Annotated in this window: 21 protein-coding genes and 1 tRNA gene; 18 read left to right on the top strand and 4 right to left on the bottom strand. The window is 48.1% G+C overall.

Annotated elements, in window-relative coordinates:
• The first annotated feature begins 265 nt into the window (after positions 1–265).
• The 4 genes from J2S00_RS06280 to fhuF are packed head-to-tail and all read left to right on the top strand — an operon-like array spanning position 266 to position 3,949.
• Positions 266–1,270, top strand: coding sequence for a FecCD family ABC transporter permease (locus J2S00_RS06280; RefSeq protein ID WP_307336887.1), 1,005 nt, complete (start codon positions 266–268; stop codon positions 1,268–1,270).
• A 2-nt stretch (positions 1,271–1,272) separates the two neighbouring features.
• On the top strand, positions 1,273–2,322 hold the full coding sequence (locus tag J2S00_RS06275; protein ID WP_307336883.1) for a FecCD family ABC transporter permease: 1,050 nt from the start codon (positions 1,273–1,275) through the stop codon (positions 2,320–2,322).
• Positions 2,323–2,376: 54 nt separating this feature from the next.
• Positions 2,377–3,204, top strand: a complete 828-nt coding sequence (locus J2S00_RS06270) for an ABC transporter ATP-binding protein (RefSeq protein ID WP_307336880.1) — start codon at positions 2,377–2,379, stop codon at positions 3,202–3,204.
• Positions 3,182–3,949 carry a siderophore-iron reductase FhuF gene (gene fhuF / locus J2S00_RS06265; protein WP_307336877.1) on the top strand — a complete coding sequence of 256 codons (768 nt, stop codon included), beginning with the start codon at positions 3,182–3,184 and terminating at the stop codon, positions 3,947–3,949. Before J2S00_RS06270 ends, fhuF begins: the two co-directional genes overlap by 23 nt.
• Here the strand turns inward: fhuF and J2S00_RS06260 are convergent.
• Entirely contained in the window at positions 3,946–5,106 is a 1,161-nt protein-coding gene (locus tag J2S00_RS06260) for a CopD family protein (RefSeq protein ID WP_307336873.1), read from the bottom strand. The two genes, fhuF and J2S00_RS06260, sit on opposite strands and share 4 nt — an antisense overlap.
• Positions 5,103–5,741 (bottom strand): copper resistance CopC family protein, encoded by a 639-nt coding sequence (locus J2S00_RS06255; protein WP_307336871.1) that lies wholly within the window; start codon positions 5,739–5,741, stop codon positions 5,103–5,105. Before J2S00_RS06255 ends, J2S00_RS06260 begins: the two co-directional genes overlap by 4 nt.
• A gap of 280 nt (positions 5,742–6,021) precedes the next feature.
• Between J2S00_RS06255 and J2S00_RS06250 the strand changes: the two genes are divergently transcribed.
• The 7 genes from J2S00_RS06250 (at position 6,022) to J2S00_RS06220 (ending at position 12,614) form a co-directional block, all read left to right on the top strand.
• A complete protein-coding gene (locus J2S00_RS06250) occupies positions 6,022–7,683 on the top strand; it encodes a tetratricopeptide repeat protein (protein ID WP_307336869.1) in 1,662 nt (553 codons plus the stop codon).
• A 54-nt stretch (positions 7,684–7,737) separates the two neighbouring features.
• The gene (trxB, locus tag J2S00_RS06245; RefSeq protein WP_307336866.1) at positions 7,738–8,691 is read left to right on the top strand and encodes a thioredoxin-disulfide reductase; all 954 of its coding nucleotides are present in this window, start codon (positions 7,738–7,740) and stop codon (positions 8,689–8,691) included.
• 260 nt (positions 8,692–8,951) lie between these two features.
• Positions 8,952–9,410: an NUDIX domain-containing protein gene (locus tag J2S00_RS06240; protein WP_307336863.1), complete on the top strand. Its 459-nt coding sequence runs from the start codon at positions 8,952–8,954 to the stop codon at positions 9,408–9,410.
• Positions 9,403–10,290: an RNase adapter RapZ gene (rapZ, locus tag J2S00_RS06235; protein WP_370875837.1), complete on the top strand. Its 888-nt coding sequence runs from the start codon at positions 9,403–9,405 to the stop codon at positions 10,288–10,290. The genes J2S00_RS06240 and rapZ overlap by 8 nt, the downstream gene beginning before the upstream one ends.
• A gap of 13 nt (positions 10,291–10,303) precedes the next feature.
• On the top strand, positions 10,304–11,266 hold the full coding sequence (gene mgfK / locus J2S00_RS06230) for a gluconeogenesis morphogenetic factor MgfK (protein WP_307336858.1): 963 nt from the start codon (positions 10,304–10,306) through the stop codon (positions 11,264–11,266).
• Positions 11,267–11,289: 23 nt separating this feature from the next.
• Positions 11,290–12,225 carry a DNA-binding protein WhiA gene (whiA, locus tag J2S00_RS06225; RefSeq protein WP_307336855.1) on the top strand — a complete coding sequence of 312 codons (936 nt, stop codon included), beginning with the start codon at positions 11,290–11,292 and terminating at the stop codon, positions 12,223–12,225.
• 131 nt (positions 12,226–12,356) lie between these two features.
• The gene (locus tag J2S00_RS06220; RefSeq protein ID WP_307336852.1) at positions 12,357–12,614 is read left to right on the top strand and encodes an HPr family phosphocarrier protein; all 258 of its coding nucleotides are present in this window, start codon (positions 12,357–12,359) and stop codon (positions 12,612–12,614) included.
• Positions 12,615–12,723: 109 nt separating this feature from the next.
• On the opposite strand, the gene clpP is transcribed toward J2S00_RS06220, so the two are convergent.
• Complete coding sequence (gene clpP, locus J2S00_RS06215; protein ID WP_307336848.1) at positions 12,724–13,314, bottom strand: ATP-dependent Clp endopeptidase proteolytic subunit ClpP; 591 nt, start codon at positions 13,312–13,314, stop codon at positions 12,724–12,726.
• Positions 13,315–13,501: 187 nt separating this feature from the next.
• Between clpP and J2S00_RS06210 the strand changes: the two genes are divergently transcribed.
• The gene (locus J2S00_RS06210) at positions 13,502–15,283 is read left to right on the top strand and encodes a phospho-sugar mutase (protein WP_307336845.1); all 1,782 of its coding nucleotides are present in this window, start codon (positions 13,502–13,504) and stop codon (positions 15,281–15,283) included.
• Between the two features lie 61 nt (positions 15,284–15,344).
• On the opposite strand, the gene J2S00_RS06205 is transcribed toward J2S00_RS06210, so the two are convergent.
• Positions 15,345–15,488 carry a hypothetical protein gene (locus tag J2S00_RS06205; protein ID WP_307336843.1) on the bottom strand — a complete coding sequence of 48 codons (144 nt, stop codon included), beginning with the start codon at positions 15,486–15,488 and terminating at the stop codon, positions 15,345–15,347.
• A 181-nt stretch (positions 15,489–15,669) separates the two neighbouring features.
• On the opposite strand from J2S00_RS06205, the gene J2S00_RS06200 reads away from it, so the two are divergent.
• From J2S00_RS06200 to J2S00_RS06175, 6 genes are all read left to right on the top strand, one after another.
• Positions 15,670–15,748 (top strand) — tRNA-Arg (locus tag J2S00_RS06200).
• Positions 15,749–15,995: 247 nt separating this feature from the next.
• Entirely contained in the window at positions 15,996–17,354 is a 1,359-nt protein-coding gene (rpoN, locus tag J2S00_RS06195) for an RNA polymerase factor sigma-54 (protein WP_307336838.1), read from the top strand.
• An 82-nt stretch (positions 17,355–17,436) separates the two neighbouring features.
• On the top strand, positions 17,437–18,039 hold the full coding sequence (locus J2S00_RS06190) for a hypothetical protein (RefSeq protein WP_307336835.1): 603 nt from the start codon (positions 17,437–17,439) through the stop codon (positions 18,037–18,039).
• A gap of 141 nt (positions 18,040–18,180) precedes the next feature.
• Positions 18,181–18,714, top strand: coding sequence for an MFS transporter (locus J2S00_RS06185; RefSeq protein WP_307336833.1), 534 nt, complete (start codon positions 18,181–18,183; stop codon positions 18,712–18,714).
• An 11-nt stretch (positions 18,715–18,725) separates the two neighbouring features.
• Positions 18,726–19,442 (top strand): MFS transporter, encoded by a 717-nt coding sequence (locus tag J2S00_RS06180; RefSeq protein WP_307336830.1) that lies wholly within the window; start codon positions 18,726–18,728, stop codon positions 19,440–19,442.
• 201 nt (positions 19,443–19,643) lie between these two features.
• Positions 19,644–20,666, top strand: a complete 1,023-nt coding sequence (locus J2S00_RS06175; protein ID WP_307336935.1) for a sugar-binding transcriptional regulator — start codon at positions 19,644–19,646, stop codon at positions 20,664–20,666.
• Positions 20,667–20,724 lie beyond the last annotated feature (58 nt).

The following is a 20,724-nucleotide window of genomic DNA, read 5'->3' as shown; positions in this document are numbered from 1 at the left end:
GTGGGCTTAGTTTCCTATTGCCTTTTTTCGCTACACCTCCGTTAAAGCAGCGATTTTGTTCAAATTAGTCTCTTGACATCATACCGCTGCTCTTTATTGGTGTCAGTTTTGGTTCAGGAAACCATACTTGAAAATGAATATCATTTACAATTCAGTATCTTACTCCTGGACTAGGGAATTGTCAATGGTTTTTTGAAAAAAGTTCTCATTATCATTGACAATGATTATCACTTCTCCTAGACTAAAGCTAAGGAGTTGTGACAGCATGCCGGGGATCTTGCAGAGTCAATATAGCAAATGTTTGGGGTTATTCATAGCAGCTGTTCTTGTTGTGATATTGATCGGCTGCAGCATCGTCTATGGATTAACGGAGATCAGCTGGGGGATGGCTTATGAAGCATTTACGCAATATAACGGTTCCAATGAACATATTATTGTCCAGCAAAACCGTTTGCCCCGGGCTTTGATTGCAGCAGCGGTCGGGGCCAGCCTGGCTGTAGCGGGAGCCCTTTTACAGGGGATTACCCGCAATCCGCTGGCTGACCCCAGTATCTTCGGCATCAATGCCGGTGCCGGATTTGCCATTGTTGTGGCTGTGTCCGTTTTTTCCACCACTTCGTTAACAGCCTTTACCTGGATTGCCTTTGCTGGCGCCGCATTCTCAGCAGTCGTGGTATACATACTAGGTTCAGCGGGCCGTGACGGACTGACACCCATTAAATTAACGCTGGCCGGCGCTGCCATGGCCGCTTTATTTTCCTCTTTGACCCAGGGTTTGCTGGTCTTAAATGAAAGGGCCTTGGAGGAAGTGCTATTTTGGCTGGCCGGCTCTGTGGAAGGGCGCAAGCTGGAAGCATTGATCACAGTTCTGCCTTACATGTTGGGCGGATGGACCGGCGCCCTGCTGCTGGCACCTAAGATGAATGCTTTACATCTCGGGGATGATGTGGCCCGGGGGTTGGGGCAAAAGGTGTGGCTGGTGAAGGGAATGGCTGTGCTCCTTGTGGTATTACTGGCCGGAGGATCTGTGGCTGTGGCCGGCCCCATCCTCTTTGTCGGGCTGGTTATACCCCATATTGCCAGGGGACTGGTCGGGGTGGATTATCGTTGGCTGCTGCCCTATTGTGCCTTCCTGGGAGCCATGTTGCTCCTGGCTGCCGATATTGCCGCCCGCTACGTGATCATGCCTGGCGAAGTTCCGGTAGGGGTGATGACTGCGTTGATCGGCACGCCCTTTCTTATCTATCTGGCACGCAAGGGGATACGTTAGACATGAGCAAATATGTCATTCTGCGCAAACGTCACCTATCTTATCTCTTTGATAAAAAAGCCTTATGGGTCATCACCATTCTGTTTGTCGTGCTGATGTTTGCCGCCTTGGTCAGCATGGGCATGGGGCAAATGGCTATTCATCCTCTCGATGTGTTAAAAGCCCTGTTTGGTTACGGCACGGAAATGGAGCGGCTGGTGGTCACCTCCTTCCGGCTGCCGCGGATTATGCTGGCCATATTGGCTGGAGCCGCTCTGGCGGTGTCAGGGGCGATTTTACAAGGGATTATTCGCAACCCTTTGGCCTCCCCCGATATTATCGGCATTACCGGGGGAGCTTCGGTGGCTGTGGTCACATTTTTTACCCTATTTAGTGACAGGAGCAATGCCTTGACAGTGAGTATCAACTGGTTGCCGCTGGCCGCTTTTTTAGGTGCTTTCCTGATCGGGTTTCTGGTGTATATCTTAGCCTGGAAGGAGGGCGTTTCTCCGCTGCGGCTGGTCTTGATCGGCATTGGCCTGGCTGCCGCAATGAAGGCCTTGACAACGTTGATGATGATTTTGGGGCCGATTTACAGGGCTACAGAGGCTAATATATGGATTACAGGCAGTGTGCATGGCACCAACTGGCGGGAGGTGCTCACCTTGTTGCCTTGGGTTTTGGCCATGGGGGTGCTGGCCTTGGTCCGGACGCGCCATCTGAATGTGCAAGAATTGGGAGACGAGGTGGGCAAAGGAGTGGGAAGCGCGATCCAAAAGGAGCGGCTGATTCTGCTCACCCTGAGCACAGCCTTGGCTGGCGGTGCTGTCGCTTTTGCAGGAGGCATCGGTTTTGTCGGATTAATGGCCCCCCATATGGCCCGCCGCCTGGTCGGATCCGCTTACGGGGTGTTAATTCCTGTTTCTGCTTTAATGGGGGGATTAATCGTCCTGTTGGCTGACTTAGCCGCCCGCACGCTGTTTGCTCCGCTTGAGGTCCCGGCTGGCGTGTTCACCGCTGCCATCGGCGCACCATATTTTATCTATTTGCTTTTTCGCCAGCGTCAGCACTAAACAATGCCCAAACAGGAAAGAGCAGTACTTTTGAGAACAAAGGGGGAGAGTTTTATGCCATCGCTCAAGACCAAAAGGTTAACCCTGGGGTACGGAGAAACGACAGTGATTAATAACTTGGATCTGTCCATCCCTGAGGGCAGGATTACGGTGCTGATCGGAAGCAATGGATCAGGGAAATCCACGCTGCTCCGCTCATTGGCACGCCTGTTGAAACCGAGAGAAGGGACGGTGTTGTTAAACGGCAAGAACATTGCCTCGTTGTCTACTAAAGAAGTGGCCAAACAGATGGCCATACTGCCCCAAACACCTGTTGCACCTGAAGGATTGACTGTCCTGCAGCTTGTCAAGCAGGGACGTTATCCTTATCAAAGCTGGCTCAAACAATGGTCGGAAGAGGACGAACAGGCGGTTCAGAAAGCTTTGGCCGCCACCAATCTGACTGATTTGGCCGAGCGGCAGGTGGATTCATTATCAGGGGGGCAGCGTCAGCGGGCCTGGATTGCCATGTCCCTGGCCCAGGATACCGATATTCTTTTGCTCGATGAACCCACTACTTACCTGGATCTAGCCCATCAGATAGAAATTTTGGATTTATTGTATGACTTAAACCGGAGCGAGGGCAGAACCATTGTCATGGTTTTACATGATCTGAACCTGGCCTGCCGGTATGCCGATTATATGATTGCTGTGTATCGGCAGGGGATTTTTGCCCAGGGAGAACCTGAACAGATCATGTCGCCGGGGTTGGTGGAAAAAGTGTTCGGCTTGTCCTGCCAGGTAATCACTGATCCGCTGTATGGCACACCCCTCTGCGTACCTTATGGGAAGGGAAAAAAGCAAAGGAGACGTGGACACAATGAGATTACGGCTCACGCCTGAAGAAGAACAGGTGCTTGCCGCCCGGTTTCGCTACAATCCTTTATCCCACAACTCGGTTTCGTCAGGAATTAAAGCCAGTGATTTACTGCATCCCGGGCAGTTAGCAGCCTATTTACAAGAGGTATCCCAACTGTTGCGATCCCCTTCCCGGGTCGTGACCGCTTCACAATTTTCCAAACGCTACAGCTATTTAGTCTTGGTGCCGGCTTTGTATGCCATGAGCCGCTTTAACAAATTACTCCCCCTTTGGCCCGGGAATGTTTGGGTGGAATCAAGTGCAGAACAAGGGATGTGGCTGCCAAAGCTTAAACTGCGCCATGGCACGGTGCTGATGCTCTCAGCTGACCGCGAGGTGCAGCGTACGGCTTTTATCCGCTCCCTTTTTGCTGAACATGTGACCAAAGTGTGGACGGCTCTGAACCGCCTCACAGGCATTTCACCGGCTGTCTTGTGGGAAAATACGGCGCTGTATGTGATTTGGTTATATGAACAACACCTGTTAACGGCTGATGAGCCGGATGTCAGACAACGGGCACGGGAGGACTTTCAGTCTTTGCTCACGGCCTCAGCAGCTTTATTTGGAACGGAGTACAATCCACTGGCTCAATACTGGGAGGAGTCAGGTCAGGGAAGCGATGGAGGGCTGCGGCAACGCAAGACATGTTGTTATTATTATCGTTTGCCTGGGGCCAAGCGCTGTCAAGGATGCCCATGCCTCAACAGACGCGCTTGCAATTCATGTTAGTGGCAAAATGAACCTCCGAACTCGATATACTCAGTTGTGCCGGTTTCTTGCCCGGCAGGAGGTTGCTGGATGTCTACTGATAGCATCACGGCCACATATAAACTGGCCGCCACCAGCACAGCACTGGCAAAAGACAGAAGAACTGACTTAACTCTTACTCCCAGCAGAAGGATTGATATAAAGATAAGGGAAGCAACCAGGCCGATCAGGGTCCACCAACTGAATACGAACGACAGTTGGCTGGGCTCAATGACTTGGGGAAAAAACCATTCGAATAAGGGAGAGGCACCGGTAAACTGGAATGTCCGGGCTATCTCTTCGTGTGGGGGTGCTTGCTCGGTCAGGTAAGCTGTCACGGCAAACACCCCGAGGGCCAGCCCGCTTTCAGCCCTCATCCAGCGCTGTGGCGCAAATGAGGGGTTAGTTTTGAGGCGGTGGCGCAGGAGAAAACCATTGATCAGGCCAAACAACAACACAGGAACAATGAGGATATGCTTAATTAAGAGCGTTTGTCCATAAGGCAGGATAAGGGACTCTGCCAGGTAAGGTGTGATAAATGACATCATGGTCACACCCGTGATGATCATGATGCCCACACAGCCTGCCGCCAGTGGTGTAAACCAAAAGAGAAACGGAAGCCACTCGGTGTTCCTGGGGGTAAACCAAGCTACAATTAACAGGCCCCCTATCCACAGACTGATTGCCAGAACATGAAACGATTGGGCAATAAAGCCCAACAGTCCTTCGACTGAGGAAGGGTGGCTGGCCCATCCCTGGGCAAAAACAACGCCAAGCATCAGGAAGAAAGCAACGTAGCGGAGAGAGGTGTACTTCTCCATGAGCCTGGAAAAATAAAGCACAGCCAGACCGCTTAAGAGCAGCAGGATAATCAGCCAGGCCTTGCCCATTTCAAACGAAAACAAGATGCTTTGAAAAATGGGCCAAAACCGCTCCCCTGTTTCCTGTGCAACATAACGGGACAAGGAAACAATGGGGATCAATAATACAGCGGCCAGCAACGGGATGACCACTCCTATGATCCGGCGGGAAACGTGGATGACAGGTTTCCGTGTCGGGGGAATCAGGTTAAGAAGTGTATATCCCATTAAAATAGCGAGGCAAAGATACATTATCCCTTTGCTGATGATAACCGTCATGAGCGTTTCCTCCACAGCACATACCCCACAACAGCAATAACCACCAGTACCAGTCCCAGCCAGGGGAGAAAGGAGTTGTTTTGATCCACTTCGTTTTGCTGCACATCCTCTTCCAATGTGCCTTCTCCATCTGGTGCTACCTGTTCATCTGCCTCAGGCCCTGCAGATTCTTCAGTTGTTTCTGTTGTGTCAGGATCATCTGCAGAAGTTCCCTCTTCAGGACTCTCTGGCATGTCAGCCTCCACGGTAAAGCTAAAAGCCCCGTTGGTGATATGGCCGTCTTCGCTGACAATTTCCCAGTTAACCGTGTAGTGGCCGTTATCCAAGGTGTGAGGCAGGAAAGCTATCACTTGTCGGCCATCATACTGTAACTTATCAATATCTATTACGTTATTGGCATCCGAAATAATTTCCACTTTAATGACATCTTGAACCTGAGTATCAAAAGTTAATTCTACTGACTGTATCTCTTCCTCCACTGTTTCTCCATCAGCGGGCGTCGAGCTTTCCAAATAGGTATGGGCTTTGACAGGAGGCCCGTAAAAAAGTGAAAGCCCACACAGTGAAAGGATGAGGATTAGCACGAAGCAGCCGCTTAGCCTCCTTTGTTTGATGGGAACAGTTTTATTAAACATGATGTGCACTCCTTTGCAAGTCAATTTATACTTAAAATGTAGCAAATCCGATTAAGCTAATCAATATTATAAAATTTCTATTTACCGACTTTCATTCGGTTTAAGGAATGAAAAACGGAGTCTCTCCCCAAATCTTGAATAGAGCAATGGGGATGACTCCTTATGTCTACAAAATATATGTGGATTGCCTTATTATACAAGTTTCGTAAGTGCTCGCGCTATTAAAAGCAAGTTATTTATGATATACTTTTGGCAAACAGATTCATATTTGGGGGATACTATGCCAAAGACTAACCAGACTCAAAAGAGAAACAACATCATTGCTGTACCGTTTGACGCTGATTTCTTTTTTGAACGGGGTTTGCGCCATTTGGCGCGCCGCAATTTTCAGCGTGCCTTGAAATACTTTCAACGTTGTGTTCAATGTGATCCCCATCATCCCCAATATCTGATTCATTTAGCTGCTGTTTACACGGAGCTGGAACAGTATGACCAAAGCAACTACTGGCTGTTTAAAGTGATCAATGAAGTGGATAATACGATACATGAGTGTTACTATTATCTGGCTAACAATTTTGCCCATATGGGTGACATGGAACAGGCGGAGCATTATGTGCTGACGTACCTCAAACAGGAACCGGATGGGGCCTACAGTGAGGAAGCGGAGGAATTGCTGGATTATATTTGCTTTGAGTTGGAACGGGCACCCAAAGAATTGGACGAAGAATACCGCATGATTGAGCAGCATGAGCAAGCACGCCTGTGTCTGGAGCAGGGCAAATTTGTAGAGGCGACAAAGATACTGGAAGAGATGGTGGCAACCTACCCCTCCTTTCTTGCTGCCCGCAATAATCTGGCTCTGTCCTATTATTATTTGGGCGAATGGGAAAAAGCATTAGCCACGATTGACAGCATTTTGGAAGAAGACGCCAGCAATCTGCATGCCCTTTGCAATTTGGCTGTCTTTTTAACCCATCAGGAGGAGCATGATCGGGCCCAAGCCATTATTAATGGTTTAAAAAAGGTACTGCCCATACACCTCGATCATCATTACAAGCTGGCGACAACTCTGGGGATTCTGGGTGAAGATGAACGTTCCTTTGAACTGTTTTCTATCCTTTCCCGCCGAGGGTTGCAGGATGAGGTGATTCTTTATCATTATTTGGCAGTGGCTGCCTTTAATACAAAACGCTGGGAGACAGCTGAAGCAGCCTGGAAAAAGGTTCAAACGCTGGACCCCAAGGGAGAAGTGGCCGACTATTATCTTGAGTTGATGAAACGTCCTGAAATTAAGCACAGCGGACGCAGGCTCCCCTATCATTATCAATTGCCCTACGCTGAACAGTGGCGGAAAAACAAATGGTTTGCTAACGGTCGGCTGCCCCAATCAGTGATGAATGACCCTATGATTCGTTCATCCATTTTTTGGGCGCTGAAACATGGCGATGTGAAAACCAAAATACAGGTGATCCAATCGCTGCCCCTGTTTGCTGATCAGGAAGTGGAGGAAGCGTTAAAATCTCTGCTGCAAGATCCGCAAGAGACAGATTACCTTAAGGCATTGGCTTTGTTTGTCTTGCGTCAAATGGGGGTTGCCATTGAACATGAAGCAACAGATAACGTTCGTTGGATTGGTCACTGGCGCAAAGTGGCGGACTGTCTGGATCAGCATATGACCTGTCCCGGTGATGAGCAGTATTTACAGGAAGCCTATCTAATCTGGACCCATTTCCTGCGCCTCAGTTATCCGCGATTGCCGATCATCAAGAAGCCGGAAGCCTGGGCAGCAGCAGTGGAATATGTCGTCTTGTCCTTGAACAATCATCCCTGCTTGAAAAAAGAGATGGCTCACAAATACGGTGTCTCCGTTTCTACACTCTCCCGCAATGTGGAACTCTTACAGCAAAGCATTTCTTTAGACAGTGTAGGAAAAAAAGATTAAGCTAATAGTAAGGGTGTCAAACCGAACAATGAGTCAGATAGGAGTGTGGACGTCATGAGTGCTGATCAACTGTACGATGTGATCATCGTTGGTGCCGGACCGGCAGGGTTAACCGCTGCTGTGTATACTTCCAGAGCCAACATGAGCACCCTGCTCTTGGAACGAGGACAGCCAGGGGGGCAGATGGCCAATACGGAAGATGTAGAGAACTATCCGGGCTATGATCACATTTTGGGCCCTGATTTATCCATGAAAATGTTTGAGCACGCCCAAAAATTTGGGGCCAAATACAGCTACGGCAATGTGACAAGCATTAAAGACGGGGATCCTTATAAAAAAGTGATTGTAGGAGATAAGGTGTACGAGGCTAAAGCGGTGATTGTGGCGACCGGTACTCAATACCGTAAGCTGGGCGTGCCCGGTGAGGACCGTCTTTCCGGCCGCGGTGTCTCCTGGTGTGCGGTGTGTGATGGTGCCTTCTTTAAAGGCAAGGAACTGGTTGTCGTGGGTGGTGGTGATTCTGCCGTGGAGGAAGCGAACTTTTTGACCAAATTTGCCAGCAAAGTGACAGTGGTGCACCGGCGGGACAAACTGAGAGCCCAACCTATTCTGCAACAACGCGCCTTTGACAACGATAAAATTGATTTTATATGGAACCATACAGTGGAGGAGATTTTGGGCGAGGACAAAGTGAGCGGTGTGCGGCTGAAACATACCCAAACCGGCGAAGAGCGAGAGTTTCCCTGCGATGGTGTGTTCATTTACATCGGTATGGATCCCATTTCCGATGTGGTTAAAGATTTGGGTATCCTTAATGAAGACGGGTACATTGTCACTGATGAAGAGATGAAAACGAAAGTGGACGGTATTTTTGCCGCAGGGGATGTGCGGGAGAAAACACTGCGCCAAATCGTCACGGCCACCGGGGACGGCTCCATTGCCGCCATGAGTGCCCAGCATTATGTGGAAGAGTTAAATGAGCGCTTAAAAGCAGCCAACAAAGCCTAAATCAGTGGCCCATGGCGATAAACAAACGACATATGGCGAAGATTGTCCACAATTGTAACAGTTTTTTTACCTGTTTGTAATATAATTGTAATAAAAAGGGGATATACTATAGATACGTAATGACCCCCTTTTAATATAAATTCTCTTTTTGGCACAGGAAAATCCTGTGCCTTCTTTTTTGCCCAAACGTTACTTTTTGATAATCTGCCCCTTTGGTGATATGCTGGATATGGTAAACTATATGTAGGAGTGACAGACAGGTGCAACGCGTAACTAACTGTATCTTGATCGACCGCGAACAAGATGAAGTCCTCCTGTTGCAAAAGCCCCGCCGTGGATGGTGGGTTGCACCGGGCGGAAAAATGGAAAGCGGAGAAACCATCCGCGAAGCGGTAACGCGGGAATTTAAGGAAGAAACAGGCATTACCCTGATAGATCCTGCTTTAAAAGGCGTTTTTACCATTCTGATTGAAGAGAATGGGCAACATGTGGATGAATGGATGATGTTCACCTTTGTCTGTGACCGGTACGAAGGAGAAGTGCTGGCACACTCTCCTGAGGGTCAGTTGGCCTGGTTGCCCCGCCGGCAAGTGGCCGGATTACCCAAAGCAAAAGGGGATCAGATCTATTTTGAACATATATTGGAACAAGAGGGCGATGAACTGCTGATTCTCAAGTTTCGTTACACCCCGGACTATGACTTGATTTCCTATGAGTAGGAGGGGCAGGCATATGCAGCCAAATCGAATCGAATTAATGATTATCACGGGGATGTCTGGGGCCGGAAAAACGGTGGCCGTTCAAGCTCTGGAAGACCTGGGCTACTTTTGTGTAGATAACCTGCCACCGGTGCTGATTCCAAAGTTCTTGGAACTGATTGAACAGTCGGCTTCAACAATGAATCAAGTGGCTTTGGTGATGGATCTCAGGGGGAGAGAATTTTTTGATGCCTTATTCCAGGCGCTGGATCAATTAAAGGTGAATGACCAGTTTAACTACCAAATCTTGTTCTTGGATGCCAGTGATGAGGTACTGGTCAAACGGTACAAAGAGACGCGCCGCCGTCATCCGCTGGCGCCCGAAGGATTGCCGCTGGAAGGAATCAGGCAGGAACGGGAACTGTTGAAGGAGCTGAAAGGGCGGGCCCAGCTCATCATTGATACTTCCGCCCTAAAGCCGGCCCAATTGCGCAAAAAAATCGTACAGTGCTTTTCCAAGGGCCGGCATACCTTTACTGTCAACGTGATGTCCTTTGGCTTCAAATACGGGATTCCCATCGATGCCGACCTGGTTTTTGATGTCCGTTTTCTGCCCAATCCCCACTATATCGAGGAGATGCGTCCCAAAACCGGACTGGATCAGGATGTGTCCGACTATGTCCTCAAGTGGAACGATACGCAGGAGTTTGTGCATAAATTAAAAGAGTTACTCAGCTTTTTACTGCCCCATTACCAACGGGAGGGGAAAAGCCAGCTGGTGATTGCCATCGGCTGTACGGGAGGAAAGCACCGTTCGGTCACCCTGGCAGAACATATCCGGGACTATTTTGCCGCTGATTACTATACTCAGGTGACCCATCGGGATATTGATAAGTCTTAAACGAGGTGTGCTGATGAACCGATTGGAAACGAGGAAAAGACGGGTGGTGGCCATCGGTGGCGGAACCGGGCTGTCGACGATCCTGCGCGGTTTAAAGAAAGCGGATCTTGAGTTAACCGCCATCGTCACCGTGGCCGATGATGGCGGGAGCTCCGGAATATTACGGGAAGAAATGAAAATGCCACCACCAGGTGATATTCGCAATGTGCTACTGGCTCTTGCTGAGCGGGAGCCGCTTTTGCAGCAAATTTTTCAACACCGCTTTCAAAACGGTAACCATCTGGCCGGCCACAGCCTGGGCAACTTGATTATTGCTGCCATGCAAGAAATAACGGGCGATTTTGTCACCGCTGTTAAAACCTTAAGCCGCGTGTTTGCCGTCCGGGGAACTGTGTTACCGGCGGCCAATCAAAGCATCAGGTTAAGGGCTGAAATGGCGGATGGCACTGTGGTGATTGGGGAGTCTAATATCCCCAAAGCCAAGAAAAAGATTGCCCGTCTGTCCCTCATTCCTGAAGATATTGAAGCGTTACCCGAAGCAGTGGCAGCGGTGAAACAGGCCGACCTGATTGTCATCGGGCCCGGAAGCCTGTATACCAGCGTCTTGCCCAACCTGTTGGTCCCAGGCATCCAAGAGGGGATTAAACAGAGCCAAGCCCAGGTGATTTATATCTGTAATGTGATGACCCAGCCCGGGGAGACCGATGGGTATACCGTACGAGACCATGTCACTGCGATCTATGAGCACATCGGCCAGCCTGTCTTCCATAAAGTGGTCGTTAATTGTGGTCATATTCCGCCTGCTGTTTTAAAAAAATACGAGGAAGAAGAGGCGTATCCTGTGGTGTACCAGCCCGGGAGCCTGGACCCGTTTAACATTGAGGTGATTGAAGACCGCCTGTTTATGGTTAATGATTATTTAAGGCATGATGCCCGGAAGGTAACGGAGATTGTGCTTCGTTGTTTACACGGGTAGCTGTCCGAGGGAGGAGAACCATCATGTCTTTTGCATCGCTAACGAAAAAAGAGCTGACAAGTTTAGAATTGAAAGATTGTTGCCTGAAGGCGGAACTGGCTGCCCTCTTACGTATGAATGGCTCCCTTTCCCTCTCCGGCGGCCGGGTGCTGGTGGATGTCAGCACAGAGAATGCAGCTATTGCCCGGCGCATTTTCAGCTCTTTGAAAAAGCTGTTTCAAGTTCCGGCAGAACTTTTGGTGCGCAAAAAAATGCGCCTGAAAAAGAATAATGTGTACATAGTCCGCTTATCTGCGGGAGCCAGAGACATCTTGGAGGCGCTGGAGATTATCTCTCCCAGTTTTGAAATGAAACGGGACATATCCCCTTCCCTGGTCAAAAAAACATGTTGCAAACGATCCTACTTAAGGGGCGCTTTTATGGCTGGCGGCTCTATTAACCACCCTGAATCTTCCTCCTACCACCTAGAGATTTTTACCAGCTACGCCGAGCACGGCCAGGCTCTGGTGAAGCTGTGCCGTCATTTTAAGTTGTATCCCAAGCTAATCGAGCGCAAAAAGGGATATGTGATGTATTTAAAAGAGGGTGAGAAGATCACCGAGTTTCTGAATATTATCGGTGCCCACCAAGCATTGTTTCAGTTTGAGGACGCCCGGATCGTTAAAGATATGCGCAACTCTGTCAACAGACTGGTCAATTGTGAGACAGCCAACCTGAACAAAACGGTTGCCGCAGCCATGCGCCAGATTGAGAATATCATGCTGATCGATCAAAGAATCGGCCTGGATAACCTGCCGGACAAGCTGAAGGAAATTGCCTTGGTCCGTTTGGAACATCCGGATGTCAACCTGAAAGAGTTAGGTGAGCTTCTGCCCAGCGGTAAAGTGTCCAAATCAGGCATCAATCACCGCTTGCGCAAGCTGGAAGCAATCGCCTCAAAGTTAAGGGCGGGTTCTTAAAAGCACGGGCCTGCCTTTGGAAGGCAGATAGGGAGGAAAGGGCTCAAATCAAATTGCGGCCGCATGAAGATAACGTTATAATAAATAAAAATAAAGTGTTGCTAAGAATTGCTAATAAGGGAGGAAGGTAAATGGTTCACCAAAAAGTAGAGGTGAAATTAAAAACGGGATTACAAGCGCGCCCAGCCGCATTGTTTGTGCAGGAAGCAAACCGTTACGCCGCCGATATTTATGTTGAAAAAGACGATAAGAAAGTCAATGCCAAAAGCATTATGGGTATTATGAGCCTGGCCATTGCCAAAGGAACCAATATTACCATTTCTGCCGAAGGACATGATGCAGAGGAGGCCATCCAGGCCCTGACCGAGTTTGTCTCCAAGGAAGCGTAACAGAGGCCAAACCAGCCGGGGCGATTAGACCATGAGCGTACAAAAAGAGTGATAGCCCGAGAGCCATCACTCTTTTTGTGTCTAGGTATTCCTTAAGGTTGCCAAGTCCTTATTTTTCTGGAGTACGGGTAATCACTTCATCGATCAGGCCATATGCTTTGGCTTCTTCGGCGGACATGAAGTGATCCCGGTCTGTATCCTTTTCAATCCGCTTCAGCGATTGGCCGGTCCGCTCAGCCAAGATTTTATTCAATTTTTCCCGCATTTTTAAGATCCGTTTAGCATGGATCTCAATGTCTGCAGCCTGGCCTTGGGTGCCTCCTAAAGGCTGGTGAATCATCACTTCAGCATTGGGCAAGGCGAAGCGTTTGCCTTTTTCCCCTGCTGCCAGCAGGAAGGCGCCCATGGAAGCTGCCAGCCCGATGCAGATGGTATTCACTTTGGGTTTAATGTATTGCATCGTATCGTAGATGGCCATCCCGGCTGTGATAGAGCCTCCAGGACTGTTGATGTACAGGGAAATATCTTTTTCCGGGTCTTCAGCAGCCAGGAACAAAAGCTGGGCCACAACGGCGTTGGCCACTTGATCATCGATGGGCGTCCCCAGGAAAATGATCCGGTCTTTTAACAGACGGGAATAAATATCATAGGCGCGTTCACCGCGATTGGTCTGTTCAATTACTGTTGGGATTAACGGCATAATGATAGCCTCCTTTTCTATCTGTTAATCAGTGTTCCACTTTTATCATACTACAAAAGGTCAAAAAAGGTCAAATGAAAAATCACTCAGAAAATGGTACAATTAAAACATTAGCGGTGGACGTTAAAGCTTGAAGCACACGTCATTTCACTTCATTAAGGTGATTCATGGAAAGGAAGAGTGCCACATGAGCCTGGAAAACGAGCGTTATCAGCGTTGGTTAAATGCCCCTGATCTTGAGCCCGCGCTGTATGAGGAACTGCGCGCCATCAAGGATCAGCCGGCTGAAATCGCCGAGCGTTTTTATACCCACCTGTCTTTCGGAACAGGGGGAATGCGCGGGGAAATCGGGGCGGGAACCAACCGCATGAACATCTATACAATCCGTAAGGCAACCTTAGGATTGGCACACTATTTACATAACCGAAAATCAGGGGATTTAAACCCTGAAAGAGACAATAACTTTTCAATGGCCGGGAAACATCACGCTGACTCAAGTGTGGTTATTGCCTATGACTGCCGTCATCACTCGGACCGCTTTGCCCTGGAAGCAGCCCTGACTCTGGCCCAGCAAGGGATCAAAGCCTTTCTGTTTCCGAATTTGGCCCCCACACCCCAGTTATCGTTTGCCGTGCGACGTTTGCAGGCAGATGCAGGCATTATGATCACGGCCAGTCACAATCCTCCCGAATACAACGGCTATAAGGTGTACGGTCCGGACGGGGCCCAGTTGAATGTGCAGGATGCCGAACAACTGATGGCCATGATTGCCCAGGTGGAGGACGAACTGTCTGTCCCGGTGGCAAGTCAAGAGGAAGCGCTGGACAAAGGTTTGTTGGTCTATCTGGATGAGCAGATTGACCGGGATTATGTACGCTACGTGACTTCTCTCTCTCTAGAGCCGGAGCTGATCGGAGAGATGAGTGAGCAATTTAAGATTGTGTTCACCCCCTTGCACGGAACAGCGACTAAACTTGTGCAGGCCGTTTTAAAGGAAGCCGGTTTTAAACAGGTATACATGGTGGAGGAGCAAGTGGCTCCCGACCCTGATTTTTCCACGGTGGCTTCACCCAACCCGGAGGAGCATGAAGCTTTTGCCTTGGCCATTGAAAAGGCAAAGCTGATTGAAGCGGATATCATTATGGGTACCGACCCTGATGCTGACCGGATGGGCATTGTCGTCCGGGATGATCAAGGCACTTATCGTGTTTTGACTGGTAACCAGACTGGCGCCCTGCTTTTGAATTATATCCTGACCCGGAGGAATGCCCAAGGCACATTGGCGGCCAATCATACCATCTGTAAAACGATCGTCACCTCTGAGTTAGGGCGGGTCATTGGCCAGCACTTTGGCTTGGAGACGATTGACACCCTGACAGGTTTTAAATTTATTGGGGAAAAAATTAAGCAGTTTAAGGCAACGGGTGACCGTCAGTTTCTCTTTGGCTATGAGGAGAGTTACGGTTATTTGATCGGTGATGAAGTCCGGGACAAAGATGCCATCCAGGCTGTGCTTCTGGCTGCCGAAATGGGGGCGTACTATAAATCAAAAGGGTTGACCTTGTATGAGGCTCTGTTGGCCCTTTATAAGCAGTACGGCTACTACCGGGAAGATTTAATCTCTGTCACCTTAAAAGGACGGGAAGGCCTGGAAAAGATCAGACAAACGATGGCCACACTCCGGCAAGATCCACCCCGCACTTTGACCGGTCAGCCCGTCACAGTGATCGAGGATTATCAGTCACAACGGCGCCAAAATCTTGTTCTGGGCAGGGAGGAGCCGTTGTCCCTTCCCGCTTCCAATGTGCTCAAGTTTATCTTGCAGGATGAGAGCTGGGTATGTGTTCGTCCCTCAGGAACGGAACCCAAATTAAAGCTGTACATTGGCGTGAAGGGAGACTCCCTGCAAGAAGCGGACAGGAAACTGCAAGCGGTGAAAGAAGCAGTTAGTGATGTAACGGCCTTTTAACTGAGTGGCCTGATGGTGTTGACTGCAGTAAAACCGCCCGTTTTAGCTCGGGCGGTTTACTTCATCTTTTCGGCTGTTTTTGCTCTTCATAAGCAATGAGGACAATATTTTCTCCCGTCTGCTGCCGCATCTCTTCTTCAAACGACTTCAATTTTTCCAAAAGGTGAGGATGCAGGTCAGCAGGAGGATACTGGATGTCTTCCATTTTCAGGTCACTTCCTTTCCTAGCAGCTGAACACTTATAGTGTGGATTGGTGGGCTTGTTTTTATAACGACCCCAAAAATAGGCACTTGCCAAATGCAGAGTGATGTCGTATAATTAGTGATGCATGTCAACTGTGGCACATGAGTGTTGCAGATTACTCAATCTGCTGAACGAATATTGTGCACCCGTAGCTCAGCCGGATAGAGCGGTGGCCTCCGGAGCCACGTCTTGCGGGGGTTCGAATCCCTCCGGGTGCACCATTGTAATGATGACAGTTGGTTATGTTTTACATAGGCTACATCCTCCTGTTGCGTCAGGCTGACAGGAGGTTATTTTTTAACTATCGTTCTGCGTTCTGACAGCTTCTTAAACATCCATAGTAATAAAAATAATCTGAAAAAACAGTCATAAGACAGGAGATATTTACCTTAAATATAGATGTAAGCGTTTCACAAAAGTTTTAGTACAATAGACATAAAGAAGACAATCGTTGGGGGGGATCAGACCATGGACATGGGCTTTCGCCTGGTTCAGGAACAACAATTAAAACTGGCCATGACACCTGAATTACGGCAGGCAATTACCCTCCTTCAATATCCGGCACTGGACCTTATTCCTTATCTGCAGGAGGTGGCCCAGAAAAACCCGCTTTTAGAGATTGAGGAGCCAGAGCTGATCAAAAGCTTGGTGCAGACTGAAGCTCCCTCCTCTAAGTGGGAGGATACAGAGGAGGATTATTTCTCCGAATATGCAGTTGCTACAGATGAATATGTGAACCCCATCGATTACTATGCCGAAAAAGAGGTCACTTTGCTACAGTATATCTTGGAACAGATTCACTACCTGCAGGTGACAGAAGAGGAGAAACAGATTCTTATTTTTATGGCCGGCAATTTGGATGAAAATGGTTACCTTGAGGCGGATTATGACGCTATGGCTCCCAACCAGCCCTGTTCCCGGTCCACATGGGAGGCCTGTTTGGCCTTGTTGCAGCAGCTGGAACCGTACGGCGTCGGTGCCCGCAATCTGGAGGAGTGTTTGTTGATTCAGCTCCGCCACAGCCCTTATCAGGGAGATAAGCTGTGTGAAACCCTGATCAGAAACCACCTGACCGATATTGCTGCCAAACGATATACACTGCTGGCCAGGACATTTGGCACCACCCTTGATGAAATTCAGCGCCGTGTGGAGTGGATCAGGTCGTTTTCACCCAAGCCGGGAAGTGTGTTCTTATCCCAGAAGCCCAAATATATTGTACCGGATGTCTTTGTGGAGCGTTTGCCTGATGGTACGTTTGTTTTCCAGGCCAATGACAGCGTACTGCCACGCATCCATTTTAACCGGGAGTATGCGTTGATGTTAGCAGAAAGCAAGCAGGCCAAAAAGTTTCTGGAACAAAAAGTGAAGGAATATGAATGGCTGAAACGGAGCATCAGGCAGCGGAAAGAAACCATTTTGAATGTCACCCAGGTGATTGTCGAACAGCAAAAAGCGTTTTTTGAGGAAGGGGAGGCGGCGTTAAAACCTTTAACACTGAAGGAAGTGGCCCAAGCCCTGGGCATGCATGAGTCCACCATTTCCAGAGCCACCAATCAAAAATATATGCAAACACCCCGGGGATTATATGAGTTAAAGTACTTCTTTAACCAAGGAATTGCCAAAAAAGATGGTGAATTAACTTCTGACGTGCAAATTAAACAAATGATCAAACAATTAATTGACGCCGAAAATAAGCGCAAGCCTTTATCGGATCAAAAAATTGCCCAATACTTGCAAGACAAAGGGATTCATATTGCCAGGCGCACAGTGGCCAAATACCGGGATGAACTGGGTATTCTTTCCTCCAGCCGCCGCAAAGAAATCTAATCATGTACACATATTCAAACTAGTTTGGTTCATACTAAAACATGTTAGCTTAACCAGAGTTTCCGGACTGGAGGACTGCCCAATGAAAAGCATAAAAACCATGCTGCTCGTAACCGTATTTAGTCTTTCTTGCCTGGGTTTTGACACCCCACGCACCGCTCTGCTGCTTCCAGCATCAGTTGCGAGCCAAGCACAACAATTGCCTCAAACCAAAACGGTGCCGATCATGATTGAGGGGATGGAGGAGGAAATCACACTTCACCTCCATGAGGCGAAACAGTTGGGCTTTTACACCTATATTCCCCAAGATATGACGGCTGAAAATAAAGAAAATGCCTTGCTTGTCTACTTCAATCCAGGTAGGCAAAAGGTGTACAAAGCCAAGCTGAAAATATTGGCTCAAGATGGAATTGAATCAGTAGAGGAGATGGCGGATTTTGTTCAAAACCAGCTTGAGGAGAAGGGGTTTACGGTTAAGCCGTCACAGGCAAGGCGGTTTGGATTCTCAGCCCAAGAATTTAGCATTTCCAAAAACAATATGATCGGCAAAGTGTCCATTTTTGAACACAACGAGCGTGTGTTTGGGTTGATTTACCATTATCCGCCTGAGTATGGTGATGGGTTTGAAACCCGGATGGAGACCATTTTGGATGAAATAGTATGGTACGAATCGGATTATAAGTAACGAGTGGATGACAAGGAACAATGGAAAAATATGTGTCGGAAACAGCCTAGCAGACCTAAACTATGGCTCTGCTGGGTTTTTTTATTAAAAATTGAAGTTGTGATAAAATAGAGAATATAAATAACGAGAGGATCTTACTATATGACTGGAAAGCATACTGCATCAACGAACAATGGTATCCAACCCGTTGTTGCCGTTTCAATTATTACTGCCATTTGTTTAACCGGTGACTCAATGTTATATATAGCCTTGCCAATTTACTATAAAGAAGTAGGCCTGGTATCATTATGGGAAGTTGGTTTGATCCTGTCATTAAATCGCTTAATCAGAATTCCCATCAACCCATTCGTAGGCTGGTTTTATAGAAAAATTTCATTAAGAACCGGCTTGTGTATTGCAGTAGTTATCGCTATTGTCACCACTGTAGGGTATGGCGTTGGACAGGGTTTAGTAATCTGGATCATATTGCGTTGTCTCTGGGGCATTGCCTGGAGTTTTTTACGCCTTGGAGGAATGTTTACAGTCCTTGAATGTACGGGGGATCATAATCGTGGAAAGTTAATGGGTACATATAATGGCTTATACCGGCTTGGAAGTTTGTTCGGAATGTTGGTTGGCGGAATATTGGTAGGCGTAGTGGGAATAAAGGCTGTTGCCATTTTTTTGGGCTCATAACGGTCTTTGCTATGCCACTGGTATATTATTCAGTTCCAAAAACTAAACAAGAGGAGTTAACACAGTATAGGAATGAAAAAAATGAATGGGGAAAGTGGATCACGAGCTCTGTAGTAAAGGTCATTATCAGCGGTTTGCTTCTATCTTTGCTTTTCCAAGGAATGTTAGCCTCTACATTAAGTCTAGTCATCGGTTCCCATTATTCTGAAACCATTAGCTTATTAGGATTTACTGTCGGCGCAGCTGCATTAGCTGGTATTATTCAAGGCATTCGCTGGGCATGGGAACCATTTTTAGCTACAAAATTTGGCCAATATTCGGATGGAAAATACGGCCGCTTACTTCTGTTTGTTGCCTTTTTAACAATTGCTGGTTTTACGTTCTTACTTATTCCATTTGCTTTTGCAATTTATATTTGGTTGGCTGTTGTTCTCACCGGTCAAGTGTCTGCCACCATTTTAACAACTCTAAGTGACGCATTGGCTTCTGATGTAGCGAAACAGACCGATAGAAATAGAGTAATAACCTGCTATACTGTTTTTTTAGATATCGGTGCAGCTTTCGGACCGTTAATTAGCTATATGATTATGAGCTTACATCATGGAATAATAATGACTTACATGACGGGAGCCGTGATTATTTTTTCATTAGCGCTCCTGTGGAGTGTTGAATATTTAAGGGGGAGATGGAGGCCCAGTATAAAAAAGAAAATCTCTAATCCAGTTTAAAAGATACGAACAGCCCTCACCATTACGGTGGGGATTTTCATCATCCCTTCTCCGGCCGATACAACAGGCTTGCAATTCATACATGACTTGCTATAATGAAGTTGGAACTTATTTTTTTACCCTTATCGGGACATAATAAGTCACACAGGGACACATAACGTCCCGGTTTGCTGGTGGATCCTGGAAAGGGGTGATCAGACCCTGGAAAAATGGTTAGAATTACAGCAAAGACTGGTGCCTGATCTCTTAGATGTGCTGGAAAGGCGCCATCGCGTCCTTAAGGTGATCCATTCTGTGCAGCCGGTGGGCCGGCGCACCTTGTCTCAACTGGTCGGTTTAACTGAGCGGGTGTTACGGCGGGAAACGGATTTTCTTAAGGAACAAGGGCTCATTGCCTTTTCTCCGGCAGGGATGACCTTGACCGAAGAGGGCAGTTATGTGGTAAGAAAAATGGAAGACGTGATCCGTGAATGGTTCGGTCTTAATCACCTGGAACACCAGTTGAAAGAACAGCTTGGATTAAACAAGGTGATTGTGGTTGCTGGTAATAGTTTGACCCAGACGTGGGTCAAAAATGACTTGGGCCGGGCAGCAGTGCAGCAGTTGAAACAGTGGGCTGAGCCCCACTCAGTCGTCTCTGTGGCTGGCGGCACCACCATGGAAGCGGTGGCCCAAGTAATGACCCCCCATCCGGTGTTGCGCACGTTGCTGTATGTGCCTGCCAGAGGGGGATTGGGCGAAAAAGTGGAGTATCAGGCCAACACCATTTGCTCCCAAATGGCGGCACGCTCCGGCGGACAGTACCGTCTGTTGCATGTGCCCGACCAACTCAGTGAAGAAGCCTATGAATCGCTTTTGCATGATGAACAGATCCAGGAGATCATCAAGCTTGTCAAGTCAGCCCGCATTGTCATTCACGGCATTGGAGAAGCTAACACTATGGCCACACGGCGCAAAGCAAGCCCTGAAACATTGGCCAAGCTGAAAAACAAGCAGGCCGTGGCCGAAGCGTTTGGTTTCTATTTTGACCGGAACGGCAACATTGTACATAAAATTCAAACCGTAGGCTTAAAGCTGGAAGATATCAAACAAGCTGAACACATCATTGCCGTTGCCGGCGGTCAGGATAAAGCACCAGCGATTTTGGCGTTCCTTAAGCATGGCGTGCATGATTGCCTCATTACGGATGAGGGGGCTGCACGGGAAATGCTTCAGTATATATAAACCGTTTTTGCAAAGCAAACAGCTTTTAGCAATCTTTATCACCACATTATTTTTTAAG

The sequence above is a fragment of the Caldalkalibacillus uzonensis genome (genome assembly GCF_030814135.1).
Classification (GTDB): domain Bacteria; phylum Bacillota; class Bacilli; order Caldalkalibacillales; family Caldalkalibacillaceae; genus Caldalkalibacillus; species Caldalkalibacillus uzonensis.
This window is presented reverse-complemented; position numbering and strand designations above follow the sequence as displayed.